The sequence below is a fragment of the Acidovorax sp. JHL-9 genome, assembly GCF_000426205.1.
Classification (GTDB): Bacteria; Pseudomonadota; Gammaproteobacteria; order Burkholderiales; family Burkholderiaceae_C; genus Acidovorax; species Acidovorax soli.
Map to the genome: position 1 here is coordinate 125,274 of NZ_AUEX01000011.1, position 14,932 is coordinate 140,205.

13 protein-coding genes and 1 pseudogene are annotated in these 14,932 nt (G+C 64.4%); 4 read left to right on the forward strand and 10 right to left on the reverse strand.

Annotated elements, in window-relative coordinates; translation table 11 throughout:
• Window positions 1-3: 3 nt before the first annotated feature.
• On the forward strand, window positions 4-414 hold the full coding sequence (locus K225_RS0109350) for a biopolymer transporter ExbD (protein WP_026436150.1): 411 nt from the start codon (window positions 4-6) through the stop codon (window positions 412-414).
• A 204-nt stretch (window positions 415-618) separates the two neighbouring features.
• Window positions 619-834, forward strand: a complete 216-nt coding sequence (gene hemP, locus K225_RS0109355) for a hemin uptake protein HemP (protein WP_026436151.1) — start codon at window positions 619-621, stop codon at window positions 832-834.
• Between the two features lie 289 nt (window positions 835-1,123).
• Here the strand turns inward: hemP and K225_RS0109360 are convergent, their stop codons facing one another.
• Window positions 1,124-1,531 carry a heme-binding protein gene (locus K225_RS0109360; RefSeq protein ID WP_026436152.1) on the reverse strand — a complete coding sequence of 136 codons (408 nt, stop codon included), beginning with the start codon at window positions 1,529-1,531 and terminating at the stop codon, window positions 1,124-1,126.
• 206 nt (window positions 1,532-1,737) lie between these two features.
• Here K225_RS0109360 and K225_RS0109365 point away from each other — a divergent pair, with 206 nt between their 5' ends.
• Window positions 1,738-2,433 (forward strand): Bax inhibitor-1/YccA family protein, encoded by a 696-nt coding sequence (locus K225_RS0109365; protein ID WP_026436153.1) that lies wholly within the window; start codon window positions 1,738-1,740, stop codon window positions 2,431-2,433.
• A gap of 248 nt (window positions 2,434-2,681) precedes the next feature.
• Here K225_RS0109365 and rlmD read toward each other — a convergent pair whose 3' ends face one another.
• The 3 genes from rlmD to K225_RS0109380 all read right to left on the reverse strand — a co-directional run bounded on the left by rlmD (window position 2,682) and on the right by K225_RS0109380 (window position 5,062).
• A complete protein-coding gene (gene rlmD, locus K225_RS0109370; protein WP_026436154.1) occupies window positions 2,682-4,145 on the reverse strand; it encodes a 23S rRNA (uracil(1939)-C(5))-methyltransferase RlmD in 1,464 nt (487 codons plus the stop codon).
• A 59-nt stretch (window positions 4,146-4,204) separates the two neighbouring features.
• Window positions 4,205-4,498: a hypothetical protein gene (locus K225_RS0109375; RefSeq protein ID WP_026436155.1), complete on the reverse strand. Its 294-nt coding sequence runs from the start codon at window positions 4,496-4,498 to the stop codon at window positions 4,205-4,207.
• A 90-nt stretch (window positions 4,499-4,588) separates the two neighbouring features.
• On the reverse strand, window positions 4,589-5,062 hold the full coding sequence (locus tag K225_RS0109380) for an Lrp/AsnC ligand binding domain-containing protein (RefSeq protein WP_026436156.1): 474 nt from the start codon (window positions 5,060-5,062) through the stop codon (window positions 4,589-4,591).
• Between the two features lie 127 nt (window positions 5,063-5,189).
• Here K225_RS0109380 and putA point away from each other — a divergent pair, with 127 nt between their 5' ends.
• On the forward strand, window positions 5,190-8,951 hold the full coding sequence (gene putA / locus K225_RS0109385) for a trifunctional transcriptional regulator/proline dehydrogenase/L-glutamate gamma-semialdehyde dehydrogenase (protein ID WP_026436157.1): 3,762 nt from the start codon (window positions 5,190-5,192) through the stop codon (window positions 8,949-8,951).
• 102 nt (window positions 8,952-9,053) lie between these two features.
• Here the strand turns inward: putA and K225_RS0109390 are convergent, their stop codons facing one another.
• The 6 genes and pseudogenes from K225_RS0109390 to K225_RS0109420 form a co-directional block, all read right to left on the reverse strand.
• Window positions 9,054-10,124 carry a DUF6352 family protein gene (locus K225_RS0109390; protein ID WP_026436158.1) on the reverse strand — a complete coding sequence of 357 codons (1,071 nt, stop codon included), beginning with the start codon at window positions 10,122-10,124 and terminating at the stop codon, window positions 9,054-9,056.
• A 215-nt stretch (window positions 10,125-10,339) separates the two neighbouring features.
• The gene (locus K225_RS22160; RefSeq protein ID WP_034712233.1) at window positions 10,340-10,957 is read right to left on the reverse strand and encodes a 2'-5' RNA ligase family protein; all 618 of its coding nucleotides are present in this window, start codon (window positions 10,955-10,957) and stop codon (window positions 10,340-10,342) included.
• 501 nt (window positions 10,958-11,458) lie between these two features.
• A complete protein-coding gene (locus K225_RS0109405) occupies window positions 11,459-12,244 on the reverse strand; it encodes a hypothetical protein (RefSeq protein ID WP_026436160.1) in 786 nt (261 codons plus the stop codon).
• Window positions 12,238-13,233 (reverse strand): hypothetical protein, encoded by a 996-nt coding sequence (locus K225_RS0109410; RefSeq protein ID WP_026436161.1) that lies wholly within the window; start codon window positions 13,231-13,233, stop codon window positions 12,238-12,240. Before K225_RS0109410 ends, K225_RS0109405 begins: the two co-directional genes overlap by 7 nt.
• A gap of 274 nt (window positions 13,234-13,507) precedes the next feature.
• Window positions 13,508-14,311, reverse strand: coding sequence for an IS21-like element ISThsp10 family helper ATPase IstB (gene istB, locus K225_RS0109415; RefSeq protein ID WP_026436162.1), 804 nt, complete (start codon window positions 14,309-14,311; stop codon window positions 13,508-13,510).
• Window positions 14,301-14,932 (reverse strand): annotated as a pseudogene (locus tag K225_RS0109420) (IS21 family transposase); the annotation flags it as partial. The gene istB and the pseudogene K225_RS0109420, both read right to left, overlap by 11 nt.

A 14,932-nucleotide genomic window follows, 5' to 3' on the forward strand; every position in this document is an offset into this window, starting at 1 on the left:
GCCATGGCCTTCGGAACCCAGGACGACTCCGACGAGGTCATGAACGAGATCAACATGACGCCGCTGGTGGACGTCATGCTGGTGCTGCTCATCATCTTCATCATCACCGTGCCGGTGATGAAGCATTCGGTGAACGTGGACCTGCCCCGCGCCACCAACCAGCCCGAGCTCATTCAACCCGAAACCGTGCGCCTGTCAGTGGCTGCCGACGGCCAGTATTTCTGGAACGGCGCGCCCGTGGCTGACGAAGAGCTGTCCACCCGCCTGCAGGCAGAAGCCAGCAAAACGCCGCAGCCCGACCTGCACATCCGGGGCGACAGAGCGGTGCGCTACGAGCGCGTGGCCCAGGCCATGGCGGCAGCACAGCGCGCGGGCGTGCGCAAGATCGGCTTTGTCACCGACCCGCAGCCGTAAGCCAGGCACCACGGGGCAGCAAGCACTCCACAGTTCGCCCGAACACCGGGCCGCTTGGACAAGCAAGGGCCTTCGCCTGGCAATACCGGGGCAGTGCGATATCCGCTCTGCCCTTTTTTATTCCCTTTTCAGCAGAAATTATTTGACTTGTAATTGCGAATCGTTATCATTGGCAAATCAAATCGCAATGCACCTGGACCTCTCATGCAAGCCACTTTGACCAAAGCTTCCTCGTTGTGTTTCGCCAGTTCCGGGTCGGTGGACTCTCTACCCGCCGTGCCCAGTTCACAGTTGGCTGATACAGCAGCAGTGGACAGCAGCACGCTCTTGCAGGGCCACAAAACCGTGGCCATCCGCCACAACGGATCGGTGTACCGCCTGCAGGCCACCAAGCTGGGCAAACTGATTCTCACCAAATAAATCGGACCGCCAGCCAGTGCGCTCGCGCGCCATCCCACAGCTGGCGTCTTTCCAGGGTTTCATCGTGGGGAGACTCCCGGGCTTGTCACAAGCCCGACAGGGTCTTTTTTGCCAGCCAACGGGCTTGCCCGCGTAGCCAGGCTTTTTTTCCAGCCCCCCGCTGGCAGAAACTTTGGCGGCATCAAAAAACCGGCCCTTGAGACCGGTTTTTTGATTCAGGGAGTTTTCAACCTGCAGCGCTTGTGGCAAAGCGCAAGCGGCTATCCACCCCATAGCATCCCATCGCCCATCAAAGGCCCAGTGCCGCGATGCCTGCGCGTGCAACCTGTGCATCCTCGGAGGATTTCACGCCGCTCACGCCCACGGCGCCCAGACATTGCCCGTCTTTCAGGATGGGCACGCCGCCTTCGAGCAGGCCTTCGATGGCAGGCGCGCTGAGAAACGCCGTGCGGCCGCCATTGACAATGTCTTCATACACCTTGCTCTCGCGGCGGCCCAGTGCGGCCGTGTGGGCCTTGGCCGGTGCGATGTGCGACGACACCGCCGCCGCACCATCCAGGCGCTGCAGCCACAGCAGGTGGCCGCCATCGTCCACGATGGCGATGGTCACGGCCCATTGGTTCTTCAGCGCTTCGGCTTCTGCTGCCGCCGCGATCTTCTTGACATCGGCCAGTTCAAGTACGTGTTTGGTCTTCATGGTTGCTCTGCGGTTGAGGGGGCTGGTGATCCGCCCGAATGGAAACGGCAAGCATAGCGGCAGCCGGCGCCCGGCAAACCGCTGCATGGGGTGAAAGAATAATGACCTAAAGTGTCTGACCGGATGCGGTTATTGCTTTTCGTCAAGTCGTCGCCACATAAAATCCAGCCGTCTGCGTCGTGCAGGCCAACTAGGAGAGACACAAGATGAATGACCACGTCACCACCCTGGGCCACTCTGCGGGCTATGGCATCTCGCAGGAGCAGCGCCACAAGGTGCTGCGCAATACCTACTGGCTGCTGGCCCTGAGCCTGCTGCCCACCGTGCTGGGTGCCTGGATTGGCGTGGCCACCGGCATCACCCAGTCGCTGCGCGGCGGCGTGGGCCTGATTGTTTTCATGGGCGGCGCCTTTGGCTTCATGTTCGCCATCGAAAAGACCAAGAACTCGGCAGCGGGCGTACCGGTGCTGCTGGGTTTCACCTTCTTCATGGGCCTGATGCTGTCACGCCTGATCGGCATGGTGCTGGGTTTCAAGAACGGCACCGACCTCATCATGACGGCCTTTGCCGGCACGGCGGGCGTGTTCTTTGTCATGGCCAGCCTGGCCAGCGTGATCAAGCGCGACCTCTCCGGCATGGGCAAGTGGCTCATGGTGGGCGCACTGGTGCTGATGGTGGGCGCGGTCGTCAACGTGTTCGTGGGCTCGTCGGCCGGCATGATGGCGATCTCGGTGGCCGCCATCGGCATCTTCAGCGCCTACATGCTGTATGACCTGAAGCAGATCCTGGATGGCGGCGAGACCAACTACATCAGCGCCACCCTGGCCCTGTACCTGGACATCTTCAACGTATTCCAGAGCCTGCTGGCCCTGCTGGGCATCATGGGCGGCGAGCGCGACTGATTGCGCCGCGCGCTTCTTGACGACTGCCCACAAGGCTCCTTCGGGAGCCTTGTTCATTTCTGCCTTCCCGCATCAGGCCTCAAGAGCGCGGCGGGCCTGCCGATGATGCAGACGGCGACATGCGCGAGCACAAGATCAAGGGCAGGCCTGCGGTGCTGTGCAAGATGGACAGGCCCGAGCGCAGGGACCGCAACGCCGACATCGAAACCGAAACGTGCGACGGCCGCCCCCACCCCACCCATTCGGGCTCACACCCGGTCAAACACCGCCATGCTCTCGACGTGGGCCGTGTGCGGGAACATGTTCACCATGCCCGCCGCCGTGCATCGGTAGCCCGCCAGGTGCACCAACAGCCCTGCGTCGCGCGCCAGCGTGGCGGGGTTGCAGCTCACATAGACAATGCGCTGGGGTGGCGTCCAGCCCTCGGCCCCGGCAGGCAGCGGCCCAGCACCCTCGGCGCCGATGCGTGCCTGCTCGATGTCAGCCAGCGCCTTGGCCAGCGCGAAGGCCCCCTCGCGCGGGGGATCGACCAGCCACTTGTCGGCCACACCGTCGGCCACCAGCATCCCGGGGGTCATCTCGAACAGGTTGCGGGCGACGAAGTCAGTGGCTGCCAGCGCTTTATTTTCCTGCGCCGCAGCCTGATTCGATGCATAGTTTTCGCGCGAACGCGCCACCAGGGCCTCGCTGCCCTCAATGCCCAGCACTTCGCGCGCCTGGGTGGCCAGGGGCAGCGTGAAGTTGCCCAGGCCGCAGAACCAGTCGATCACGCGCTCGTCTTTCTGCACATCCAGCAGGCGCAGCGCGCGCGACACCAGCACGCGGTTGATGTGCGGGTTCACCTGGGTGAAATCCGTGGGCTTGAACGGCATGGTGATGCCGAAGTCGGGCAGCGCATACGACAACGGTTCGCCGCCTTCATCGAGCAGCTTCACGGTGTCCGGCCCCTTGGGCTGCAGCCACCATTGCACCTGGTGTTCCGCCGCAAAGGCGCGCAGCCGGGCGAGGTCATCCGCGCTCAGCGGCTCCAGGTGGCGCAGCACCAGAGCGGTCACGCTGTCGCCACAGGCCAGTTCGATCTGCGGGCAGGTGTCGCGCGCGTCCATGCCGGCAATCAGCGCCCGCAAGGGCATCAGCATGGCGTCCACATGCGGCGGCAGCACGGGGCATTGCTGCATGTCGGCCACATAGCGGCTCTTGCGCTCATGAAAGCCGATCAGCACCTGGCCCTTCTTGATCACATGGCGCACCGACAGCCGCGCCCGGTAACGGTAGCCCCAGGCCGGGCCCTCGATGGGACGCAGCATGGTCTGGGCCTTCACCTTGCCCAGGTGCCAGAGGTTGTCCTCCAGCACCCGTTGCTTCACGGCCACCTGGGCGCCGATGTGCAGATGCTGCATCTTGCAGCCGCCGCAAGCGCCAGCGTGCAGGCCGAAATGCGGGCAGCCGGGGCGTACGCGCTGCGACGACTCGCGGTGAATCGCCACCAGGCTGGCCTGCTCCCAGTTGTTCTTCTTGCGGTGGGTGTTGGCAGTGACCAGCTCGAACGGCAGAGCACCATCGATGAAGACGACCTTGCCGTCGGGCTTGCGGGCGACGCCCTGGGCATCCAGATCCATGGACTGGACCTGCAGCCAGCCCTCGGGCAGATCGCTCTGGGAATTCTGCGCGGTGGGTTCAAACGAGGGGGATAGTTCTTTCGGTTCGCTCATCCCCCGATTGTCTCAGGCCCGGGGCTGTGCTTGGCCCCGACCCTGAGAAGTGGCTGGGTTCAGCCCCGATCTGCGCGCGCAGGGCGCATGCCGACCCGCCCCGCAGTGGATGCCAGCGGCAGCTTGTTGATCGTGAGCTCGCAGCCCTGGTCGTTCAGCGAGAACACCAGCGTTGCGCCCGGGGCCACCTGGGGAAGGGTTTCATGGATGTCACGCGACATGTCCACCGGAGGCACGGACGCCCGGTAAACAATCTCCTGATTGGGCGCATACACCAGATAGCAGGCGGCTACGGCCGACTGACTGGCAAAGGCGGCGACCAGCGCAACAGCAGCGTACGAAAATGCGGACATGGTCTTCTCCTCGATCTGGTTGAAATGGTCATTCATTATGCGTTGAGGGCAGCACGCACCCCAAGCCCGTTGCCGCGCAGCCAGGCACCATTACCGCAAATGCAGATGGTTGCTGTGCTTGACCTCCTCCATCACCGCATAGGTGCGCGTCTCGCGCACGCCAGGCAGCTGCCACAGCACATTGCCGGCAAACACCCGGTAGGCATTCATGTCGGCAGATCGCGTCTTGAGCAGGTAGTCGAACCCGCCCGCCACCATGTGGCATTCCATGATCTCGGGGTGCACCTGCACGGCGGCCTTGAACTGGTCGAACACATTGGGCGTGGTGCGGTCCAGCAGCACCTCCACAAACACCAGCATGCCCGCACCCAGCTTCAGGGGGTTGAGCCGCGCCTCGTAGCCCAGGATGAAGCCATCGCGCGTGAGGCGCTGCACCCGCGCCAGCACGGCGGTGGGCGACAGGGCCACGGCCTCGGCCAGCTTGAGGTTGGCAATGCGGCCGTCCTCCTGCAGGATTGACAGGATCTTGCGGTCAATGCGGTCCAGATCGGTTTCTGCTTGCATCTTTATTAGCGATTTATTCTGCATTACAGCCAATTTTCGATCATTTATTCATCAAAAACCCAAGGATCATCGCCGGTAACGCGCCCAAACCCTCGTTGGGCCCTCCAAACCACCGAAAGACACCGCCATGACGCAGCAACCCAACGCCCAGCCCTCCGCTCCGTTTGCCGACTTCGCCCCCCGCACGCCGCTCTCCAACCCGCTGCGTGCCGCCATCACCGCCGCCTACCGCCGCCCCGAGCCCGAGGCCCTGGCCCCGCTGCTGGCCCAGGCCCGCCTGCCCGCCGATCAAGCCGCAGCGGCCGAGCAACTGGCCCTGCGCATTGCCAAGGCGCTGCGCGAACGCAAGGCCAGCGCCGGGCGCGCAGGCATTGTGCAGGGGCTGCTGCAAGAGTTCTCGCTGTCGTCGCAAGAAGGCGTGGCGCTGATGTGCCTGGCCGAGGCGCTGCTGCGCATCCCCGACAAGGCCACGCGCGACGCGCTCATCCGCGACAAGATCAGCCATGGCCAGTGGGATGCCCACCTGGGCAAGAGCCCATCGCTCTTCGTCAACGCCGCCACCTGGGGCCTGCTCATCACCGGCAAGCTGGTGGCCACGCACAGCGAGAGCAGCCTGGGCAACTCGCTCAGCCGCCTGATCGGCAAGGGCGGCGAGCCCCTGATCCGCAAGGGCGTGGACATGGCGATGCGCATGATGGGCGAGCAGTTTGTGACCGGCGAAACCATTGACGAAGCCCTGCGCAACGCCCGCACGATGGAGGCCGAGGGCTTTCGCTACTCGTACGACATGCTGGGCGAGGCCGCGCTGACCAGCGCGGATGCCCAGCGCTACTACGCCTCGTATGAGCAAGCCATCCACGCGATTGGCAAGGCCTCCGCCGGGCGCGGCATCTACGAAGGCCCCGGCATTTCCATCAAGCTCTCGGCCCTGCACCCGCGCTACAGCCGCGCCCAGTTTGGCCGCGTGATGGACGAGCTGTACCCGCTGGTGTTGCGCCTCACGGCCCTGGCCAAGCAATACGACATTGGCCTGAACATCGACGCCGAAGAAACCGACCGGCTGGAGCTGTCGCTGGACCTGCTGGAGCGCCTGTGCCACGAGCCCACGCTGGCGGGCTGGAACGGCATCGGCTTCGTCATCCAGGCCTACCAAAAGCGCTGCCCCTTCGTCATCGACTACGTGGTCGACCTGGCCCGCCGCACCCAGCGCCGCCTGATGGTGCGCCTGGTCAAGGGCGCCTACTGGGACAGCGAGATCAAGCGCGCCCAGGTCGATGGCCTGGAAGACTACCCCGTCTACACCCGCAAGGTGCACACCGACATTTCGTACATCGCCTGCGCCAAGAAGCTGCTGGCTGCGCCCGAGGCCGTGTACCCCCAGTTCGCCACCCACAACGCCGAGACGGTGGCCACCATCTACCAGCTGGCGGGCAGCAACTACGACGCGGGGCAGTACGAGTTCCAGTGCCTGCACGGCATGGGCGAGCCGCTGTATGAGCAGGTGGTGGGCGCCGTCACTGCGGGGAAGCTGGGACGCCCGTGCCGCATCTACGCCCCCGTGGGCACGCACGAAACCCTGCTGGCCTACCTGGTGCGCCGCCTGCTCGAAAACGGCGCCAACACCTCGTTCGTGAACCGCATTGCCGACGAAACGATCGCGCTGGATGAACTGGTGCGCAGCCCCGTGCAGGTGGTGGACCAGCAAGCCGCCACCGAAGGCACCGTCGGCCTGCCCCACCCGCGCATTGCCACACCGCAGGGCCTGTATGGCGCGCACCGCACCAACTCGCGCGGGCTGGACTTGTCAAACGACAACACGCTGGCCGAGCTGGCTGCCACGCTGCAAGCCACTGCAACCCACGCCTGGACGGCAGCGCCCCTGCTCGCCGCTGACGTGCCCGCAGGCCCCACCCAGCCCGTGCGCAACCCGGCCGACCACCACGACGTGGTGGGCCAGGTGCAAGAAGCCACCACCGCCGACGTGGACCAGGCCCTGGCCCACGCCCAGGCCGCCGCCGCCCCCTGGGCCGCCACGCCGCCCGCCGAGCGCGCAGCGGCCCTGCTGCGCACGGCCGACCTGCTGGAAGCGCGCATGCAGCCCCTGCTGGGCCTGCTGATGCGCGAAGCGGGCAAGAGCGCCAGCAACGCCGTGGCCGAAGTGCGCGAAGCCGTGGACTTCTTGCGCTACTACGCCGCGCAGGTGCAAAGCACCTTCGACAACGCCACCCACATCCCGCTGGGCCCCGTGGCCTGCATCAGCCCCTGGAACTTTCCGCTCGCCATCTTCATGGGCCAGGTCGCCGCCGCGCTGGCCGCTGGCAACCCCGTGCTGGCCAAGCCGGCCGAGCAAACCCCGCTGATCGCCGCCGAGGCCGTGCGCCTGCTGTGGCAGGCGGGCGTGCCCCGCGCCGCCGTGCAACTGCTGCCCGGTCAGGGCGAGACCGTGGGCGCCCGCCTGATTGGCGATGCCCGCGTGATGGGCGTGATGTTCACGGGTTCCACTGAAGTGGCGCGCATCCTGCAGCGCACCGTGGCCGGTCGGCTGGATGCCGCGGGCCGCCCCATCCCGCTGATTGCCGAAACGGGTGGGCAGAACGCCATGATCGTGGACTCGTCCGCGCTGGTGGAACAGGTGGTGGGCGATGCCGTGTCGTCCGCCTTTGACAGCGCAGGCCAGCGCTGCTCCGCCCTGCGCGTGCTGTGCGTGCAGGAAGAAGCCGCCGACCGCGTGGTCGAGATGCTGCAAGGCGCCATGGGTGAGCTGCACGTGGGCAACCCCGCCGAGCTGCGCGTGGACGTGGGCCCCGTCATTGATGCCGAGGCGCAGGCGGGCATCACCCGGCACATCGAGAAATTCAAGGCCCAAGGCCACCGCGTGTTCCAGCACCCGAATCACGTTTCTGCAGTCAGCGCACCAGGCACCTTTGTGCCCCCTACCCTGGTCGAGCTGAACCACATCGGCGAGCTGCAGCGCGAAGTCTTCGGCCCCGTGCTGCACCTGGTGCGCTATGCGCGCAACGACCTGGACCAACTGCTCGACCAGATCAACGCCACCGGCTACGGCCTGACGCAGGGCGTGCACACCCGCATCGACGAAACCATTGCCCGCGTAGTCAACCGCGCCCATGCGGGCAACGTGTACGTGAACCGCAACATGGTGGGCGCCGTGGTGGGCGTGCAGCCCTTTGGCGGTGAAGGTTTGTCGGGCACGGGCCCCAAGGCCGGCGGGCCGCTGTACCTGCTGCGCCTGCTGTCGCAGCGCCCGGCAGATGCCCTGGCCCGCACGTTTGCCGAGGCTGACCGCGCCACACCGCCCGACGATGCGGTGCGCAAACGCCTGCTGGCGCCCCTGGCCAGCTTGCAGCAATGGGCGCAGCTGCAAGGCAATGCCGCCCTGGCCAGCACCTGCCAGCGCTTTGCACAGCAAACCCCAAGCGGCACCGCCCGCACCCTGCCCGGCCCCACGGGCGAGCGCAATGTCTATACGCTGGCCCCCCGCGCACATGTGCTGTGCCTGGCACAGAGCGTGGACGACCTGCTGGTGCAGACCGCCGCCGTGCTCGCCAGCGGCGGCACGGCCCTGTGGCCCAGTGCCCAGTCCCCCCTGCGCGCACAGTTGCCCACGGCGGTACAGGCGCAGGTCATGCTGCAAGACAACGCACTGAACGACGGCACGCTGGAGCTGGACGCCGTGCTGCACCATGGCAGCGCCGCATCCCTGCAAGCCGTGTGCACCGCCCTCACCCGCCGCGCCGGGCCCATCGTGGGTGTGACGGCACTGCAGCCCAGTGCCACAGACATCCCACTGGAACGACTGCTGATCGAACGCGCGCTCAGCGTGAACACGGCAGCAGCAGGGGGCAATGCGAGCCTGATGACGATTGGCTGAGCACCCGGCACCGGGCTGCCATTTACCCGGGAGAAGATTTGAATCGAATGGGCCGCTAGCGCTTATAAATAAAGCGCTGGTAGCTATTGATTCAGTCGCATGTCAAGACGGAGATGCCAGTGGCAGGTTGAGCAGCAGGTTCTGCGGCTTGATGCGCACCACACCCTCGGCGTTGGTGGCCAGCCCCAGGTACACCGGCTTGCCCGCCACATCGGCGCGCATCTCGGCAGGGTTGGCAAAGTTCAGCGTGAACAGGCTCACCAGGCGTGCCATGCGGTCGGCATCGACCGGGTGGTCCTGGTACAGGTCGTTAAGGATGGCGGTGGACTCCACATCCAGCCCCACATGCCAGCGCCAGGCGCTGTCGGTGACCTGGTGCACGGGCTCGATGCGCACCTGCACGCCCAGGAAGTGCTGCACCCAGCGCTCCAGCACGCGGGCCAGCGCCTTCAACCCGGAGCGCGCTCGCGTCATCTTGAAGGTCAGACCATGGCTCAGGTCCTGCGTCAGTTCATGGGTCAAGTCGAGCAAAAACCGGTAGCGGCCACTTTCCTGCCAATACGCAGCCGCGTTGTCGGCACCGAGCACTTGCAGTTCGACGTGCGGCTGCAGTGCGCCGCTTTCCAGCAGCAGCCGCCCTACATCGCCCAGGCCTGCGGTTTCGTTGAGCATGTCCAGCGTGGCGCGGTCGCCTGCCAGCATCTGTCCATCCCGCAAGGTCACGCGCTGCGGCCGAAACAGCATCTCAGCTGCGCGGGCCTCCACGGCGTCATTGCAATCGTTCAGCAGCTTGCGCAGCATGGCCTGCACCATGGCGTCAATGAACACCGCTGGAATGTTGATGGCACCACCGCGCATGAGCTGCAGGTAGCAGGCCTCCAGCGTGCCTGCGCTCTGCAAAGCATCGCAAAAACGCAAGAAGACGGCGTAATTCTCACGCGCGTCGTCATCCGCCAGTGCCACCAGCTCCTGCGGCGCCACAGGCCGCAATGGCGATGTGGCCAGGGACTGGTGCAGGGCCACTTCGGCAGCGCACGACTCGGGCACCAAGGCAAGTTCGGGCCTTGCCAATATCCACCGAAAATACGTTTCCGTAGGCACGAGCCAGCCGCGTGCGTCTCGCACGAGCGAGTGAAAGCCGCATGGGGGCCAGAAGTCTGTGGACGAATTCATATGGCAGCGCCTCCAGCTGGCACCAGTACGCAGGGAAGAAAAATATTCATAGGAGGTAAAGCGCGATCCCCGGAGAGCCCCCTCGGGTCCGATCACGGCGCGCGAAAAAGGAGCAAGCTCCCATTGTGCCGATGGGCGAGCACAAGAATGGCAAAAGGGCTCTTGAGGCACCTTGGCCAATCATCCGTGGTGGACGAAGGAAAGCGCAAGCCGCATTACATGCACTGCGGGCCGTGCAATGTCCACCGTCCCAGCACCCGGTACGGCCCCGGAGAGCCGCGCAGGTTGTAGAGCAACTGGAACTCCCGCACCGTCCACTCCACGGGCTCCACCGGATGTGGCTCCACCACAGAGGGGCTGTACATCAGGGTCATGTGAGGGGTCACGGAAGGTATGCCATGTACCGCACTTGCCCCACCAGAAAATGAACTATCCAGCGCGCCGCACAAGGAGCGGTGGAGTTCCAGAAAACCGGCCACCCCGGCGCCATGGCCACACAGCACCAGGGGACGCCTTGCATTGCGTCGCTGAAAGCTCAGACAACGGTCCAGCCGCAAGAGGAATGCAGGGGCATCCACCAGTCCAGCTGCCAGGCCTGCAAGCCCGACCTTGTGCTCTGGAAACTCAGCATCCCACCCCAGGGACACCAGAGTGACATGCAATCGCTCCCTGCGCACCTTGCTGCCTTCCAGGTGGCGCAGAGCCATCTCCTGATCGCACAGGCGATCTGCTTTTAGCCCTGCGTCGGCATCCGCAAGCACGGCAAAGAAAACATGGTGATGGAGGCCCGGCGCAGACGCGATACCGGGCAGCAGGGACTGGTCGTCGGGCATGTCACCGCCTCCTTCAACGAGCCAAGCACCTTAGCGCGCGAGCCGGGCCCCGTCCAGATTCCGCCGCCCTGTCGTCAGGCCGCAGGCTTCGCACAGGCGCCAGGTCGCCTGCCGCACGGCACTGTCACTTCATTCCCACTCCATCATCAACAGGCCGTCCAAACCCGCATGGTTAAAGGACTTGGCTGTGATCGAGATGGGTCTATACCGTCGCTTTTACCGTCAAAAGCGCAGATCTTTTGCTGGCGCGGGAGATGGAGCGATTTGCGGGGCGTCGACGTTTTCGACATCATCATCAATTAGGTGCAAGCATACCGAAAAACGCATCGCACCCCAGGATTCGCCGAGATCGCCGGAGCGCGCGCTTCGACTGCGGCAGCAGTGCCCTCAGAATTTCGGAGGCGCCGTCAAGCCGTGAAAATGCCATGTGTCCTCCTGCTCAGTTTTTCTGTTCGGTCGGGGGGCTGCTCCTCGACCTGGTCCGGTTGACTTCCTCGTCCATCATCCCGCCGCCTGCGCAGGCCGTTCAATTTCATAGGCCTGGGCGATGCGGGCCACCAGCTCGGCGACAGCGACGTTGCCGAGTTGCAGCGTTTTCGGATCGATGGACGTGTCGGCAGCGACGGCGACAAGGAACCGCGTCATGTCTGCGCCGATCTTTTTGTCGACCGGAATGCGTGTGGCGGGCGCCAGCAGTTGCGAAAGGCGCAACACATCGTTGAGGTGCTTGCGCACGTCCTTGGCGTCCACCTTGGCGCCCTGCTCTTTCCGGGCCGTTAGTTCCAGCCACGCGATGGCCTTGAGCGGGATCAGGCGGTCTTCGCCGACCCAGGGCAGGCCATCGACTTCGCGGCGCCCAGCCATGATGAATGCGTAGTAGACCTCGTCCAGCAAGATGGCGGACAAGCTGGAGACCGCTTCGTCCAGCGGTATGGGTGTCAGCTGACTGCCCTCGGCTGGTTGCAATCCGTCGGGGGCTCTCGCGAACAGTTCGACCATCGCCGGGTAGCGATCATCAGCAGGCTTCTGGAACCGATAGAAGATCGGCTTTCCGGTGTCGCTGGCCTGGCGAATTTCGTAGCCGCCGTCCTCAACGAATTTCCAGAAGGCCTCGCCAAATGCCGGCGTCAGCGCTTCCACATGCAGGACGATGTCGAGGTCTTTGGTGGCTCGGAATTCCAGCCCGGCTTCCTCCATCGTCAAGGACGCAGCCGTGCCGCCAATCAGGACGTACTGGTCGACGTATTCCGCAAACCTCTCCTGGAAAATGTCCAACCCTCTCACCATGGAAGTTGTCCTTTCAGTTCTTCCAGTGCAAGCTGGATTCGGTCGTCGGCATTCTCTTGCAGGCTGAGCGTCAGCGAGAGCGGGTCCACTGTGGTGGCGTCTGGCATCAATGCCGGGCTGTAGCTCCACAGCTGCCATTCTTGAGCACCCGCTTCGGGCTCAGGCAGCTCTCGAACACCGGCATCCGTCGCAGCCTTCCAGTCGGCGGCGGTCATCGCATACACCGGCCATTTCGGCTCGGTCAGCATGGAATAGCGCGCGAGCGCGCTCAGGCCCGCGAGGCGGCGGGGGCCGTGTGCGGCCCCCCCATCGGCTGTCACCCAGACCGTGCGCCGGACCGGCGTGCGCAGTGCGGGCTTCGCTCGCTCCCAGATCTGCTCCGGGGGAAGTTCCATTCGCAGCCAGCGCGAGCGGCCGACCGTGTACGCCAGAGCCAGCCCGGCCGCGGTCAATTCCTTGACTGCGCGCGACAGGGTCATGGGCGTGTAGCCCAACTCGGCCGCGACCCCGGAAGGCTGCCAATCAGGTTGCCACGGTTGGCGCAGCAAGGCGGTGATCAGCATGGCTTGCGCGGATGGACTCAGCGCCGCTTCAGTGGCCGGAGCGCGCTGCCGAAAATACTCACGCAGGTCCAGCCCCAAATCCGGCAGATAGAGTTGGTTGCCCGGCACGATGAACGGGACTTTTTGCTCGATCAAGCGCCGACGGTCATACGATGCGAGTGCGTCAGTGACATAGACCGCCGGTTGACCGGCCAAGGCCTTGACCTTGTCCAACCAGGTCCTGACGTCGCTGAGGGACTGCTTGGCGTCGGCCCGCCCTATCGCCAGGACAACGGGCTGCCCCAACAGTTCCAGTTCGCTGAACTGGAAGGCATCGCGCAGGAAGTAAGGTAGCTCGTTTTCACGCGCCCATGGCCTCACCCCTGGCGCTTCGATGCCCAGGACCTCTTGGAGGTAGCGCAGAACGGCGGTCGTGAGGATTGGCAAAGCTCAACCTGGGTAACTTGAATTTCACACGATAACATATTGGTTGTTATCGTGCAAAACGGCGTTATCATTGCCTTGTCGATTGTTACCCGACCTTATGCGGAGCCGTCCAACGAGAGGGATCAGACATGATCAGAACAAGGACTCGTCGTCCATTTGCGCAATCCGGGGGCCTCAGGAGACTGCGGTCTCCATCCTGCTTGTTGATTTCCATGCAACCGTAACCCACCATTTCCATCTCGATCTGACCCACCCTTGTTCGTGAACTTCGCGCTCACGTTGTGGATAAGTTCTTGGTCGCTTTCTCCTTCTTGGTGGTCTGTGGTGGTCGCTGTGCGGAGCTGTTCTTGAACCGGTAGCTGTCGTTGCCGGTTTCCAGAATATGGCAGTGATGCGTGAGTCGGTCCAGCAGCGCCGTGGTCATCTTCGCATCCCCGAACACACTGGCCCATTCGCTGAAGCTCAGGTTGGTGGTGATCACGACGCTCGTGCGCTCGTACAGCTTGGACAGCAGGTGGAACAGCAAGGCACCTCCTGAGGCACTGAATGGCAGGTAGCCCAATTCATCCAGAATCACCAGATCCACATAGGCAAGCCGGTGGGCCATCTGCCCTGTCTTGCCGTTGGCCTTCTCCTCTTCGAGCGCATTGACCAGTTCCACCGTGGAGAAGAACCTCACCCTGCGGTGATGGTGCTCAATGGCTTGCACCCCGAGGGCGGTGGCAATGTGGGTCTTGCCCGTACCCGGTCCACCCACCAGCACCACGTTGTTGGCGTTCTCCAAGAATTCGCAGCGGTGCAGCTGGCGTACCAGTGCCTCGTTCACCTCGCTGTGGCTGAAGTCAAAGCCCGCCAGGTCCCGGTACGCAGGGAACCTGGCCACCTTGAGCTGGTAGGCCACCGAGCGCACCTCCCGCTCGGCGGTCTCGGCCTTGAGCAGTTGAGACAGGATGGGCTGTGCTGCATCAAAGGCCGGTGCACCTTGCTCGGCCAGCTCAGCGACAGCCTGGGCCATGCCGTGCATCTTGAGCTCGCGCAGCATGATCACGATGGAAGCAATGGCGGGGTCATGACGCATAGCGCACCTCCCTCAGCTGGTCATAGCGAAGCACGTTGGCCTGGGGTTCCACAGACAGCTTGAGGGCCTGGGGTGATGTGACCGGTGCTGGAGCAGGCTTGCCGTCCAGTAGGCGGTGCAGCACGTTCAGGATGTGCGTCTTGCTGGCAGCCCCTGACTCCAGGGCCAGTTCCACTGCAGCGAGCACAGCCTGTTCGTCGTGGTGCAGCACCAGTGCCAGTACCTCCACCATCTCCCGGTCGCCGCCGGGTTGCTTGAGCAAGGCAACCTGCAGGCGCTTGAAGGCTGCTGGTAGTTCCAGGAACGGAGCACCATTGCGCAAGGCCCCGGGCTTGCGCTGCAGCACCGCCAGGTAGTGACGCCAGTCATAGACGGTCTGCCCGGCACCATGGTGGTTGCGCTCGATCAGGCGCTGGTGTTCACAGATGATCTGACCTTCGGCCGCCACCATCAGGCGGTCCGCGTAGACCCGCAGGCTCACAGGCCGATTGGCATACGGCGCTGGCACGCTGTAGCGATTGCGCTCGAAGTGGACCAGGCAGGTGGGTGAGACGCGCTTGGTGTGCTCCACAAAGCCATCGAAGGGCCGGGGCACAGGCATCAAGGCTGCCCGCTCCTCGG

What these genes read in the sequence shown, in the direction of transcription:
- K225_RS0109350 (WP_026436150.1), top strand. Translation starts at nt 4, where the DNA reads ATGGCCTTCGGAACCCAGGACGACTCCGACGAGGTCATGAACGAGATC.
- hemP (WP_026436151.1), top strand. Translation starts at nt 619, where the DNA reads ATGCAAGCCACTTTGACCAAAGCTTCCTCGTTGTGTTTCGCCAGTTCC.
- K225_RS0109360 (WP_026436152.1), bottom strand. Translation starts at nt 1,531, where the DNA reads ATGAAGACCAAACACGTACTTGAACTGGCCGATGTCAAGAAGATCGCG.
- K225_RS0109365 (WP_026436153.1), top strand. Translation starts at nt 1,738, where the DNA reads ATGAATGACCACGTCACCACCCTGGGCCACTCTGCGGGCTATGGCATC.
- rlmD (WP_026436154.1), bottom strand. Translation starts at nt 4,145, where the DNA reads ATGAGCGAACCGAAAGAACTATCCCCCTCGTTTGAACCCACCGCGCAG.
- K225_RS0109375 (WP_026436155.1), bottom strand. Translation starts at nt 4,498, where the DNA reads ATGTCCGCATTTTCGTACGCTGCTGTTGCGCTGGTCGCCGCCTTTGCC.
- K225_RS0109380 (WP_026436156.1), bottom strand. Translation starts at nt 5,062, where the DNA reads ATGCAAGCAGAAACCGATCTGGACCGCATTGACCGCAAGATCCTGTCA.
- putA (WP_026436157.1), top strand. Translation starts at nt 5,190, where the DNA reads ATGACGCAGCAACCCAACGCCCAGCCCTCCGCTCCGTTTGCCGACTTC.
- K225_RS0109390 (WP_026436158.1), bottom strand. Translation starts at nt 10,124, where the DNA reads ATGAATTCGTCCACAGACTTCTGGCCCCCATGCGGCTTTCACTCGCTC.
- K225_RS22160 (WP_034712233.1), bottom strand. Translation starts at nt 10,957, where the DNA reads ATGCCCGACGACCAGTCCCTGCTGCCCGGTATCGCGTCTGCGCCGGGC.
- K225_RS0109405 (WP_026436160.1), bottom strand. Translation starts at nt 12,244, where the DNA reads ATGGTGAGAGGGTTGGACATTTTCCAGGAGAGGTTTGCGGAATACGTC.
- istB (WP_026436162.1), bottom strand. Translation starts at nt 14,311, where the DNA reads ATGCGTCATGACCCCGCCATTGCTTCCATCGTGATCATGCTGCGCGAG.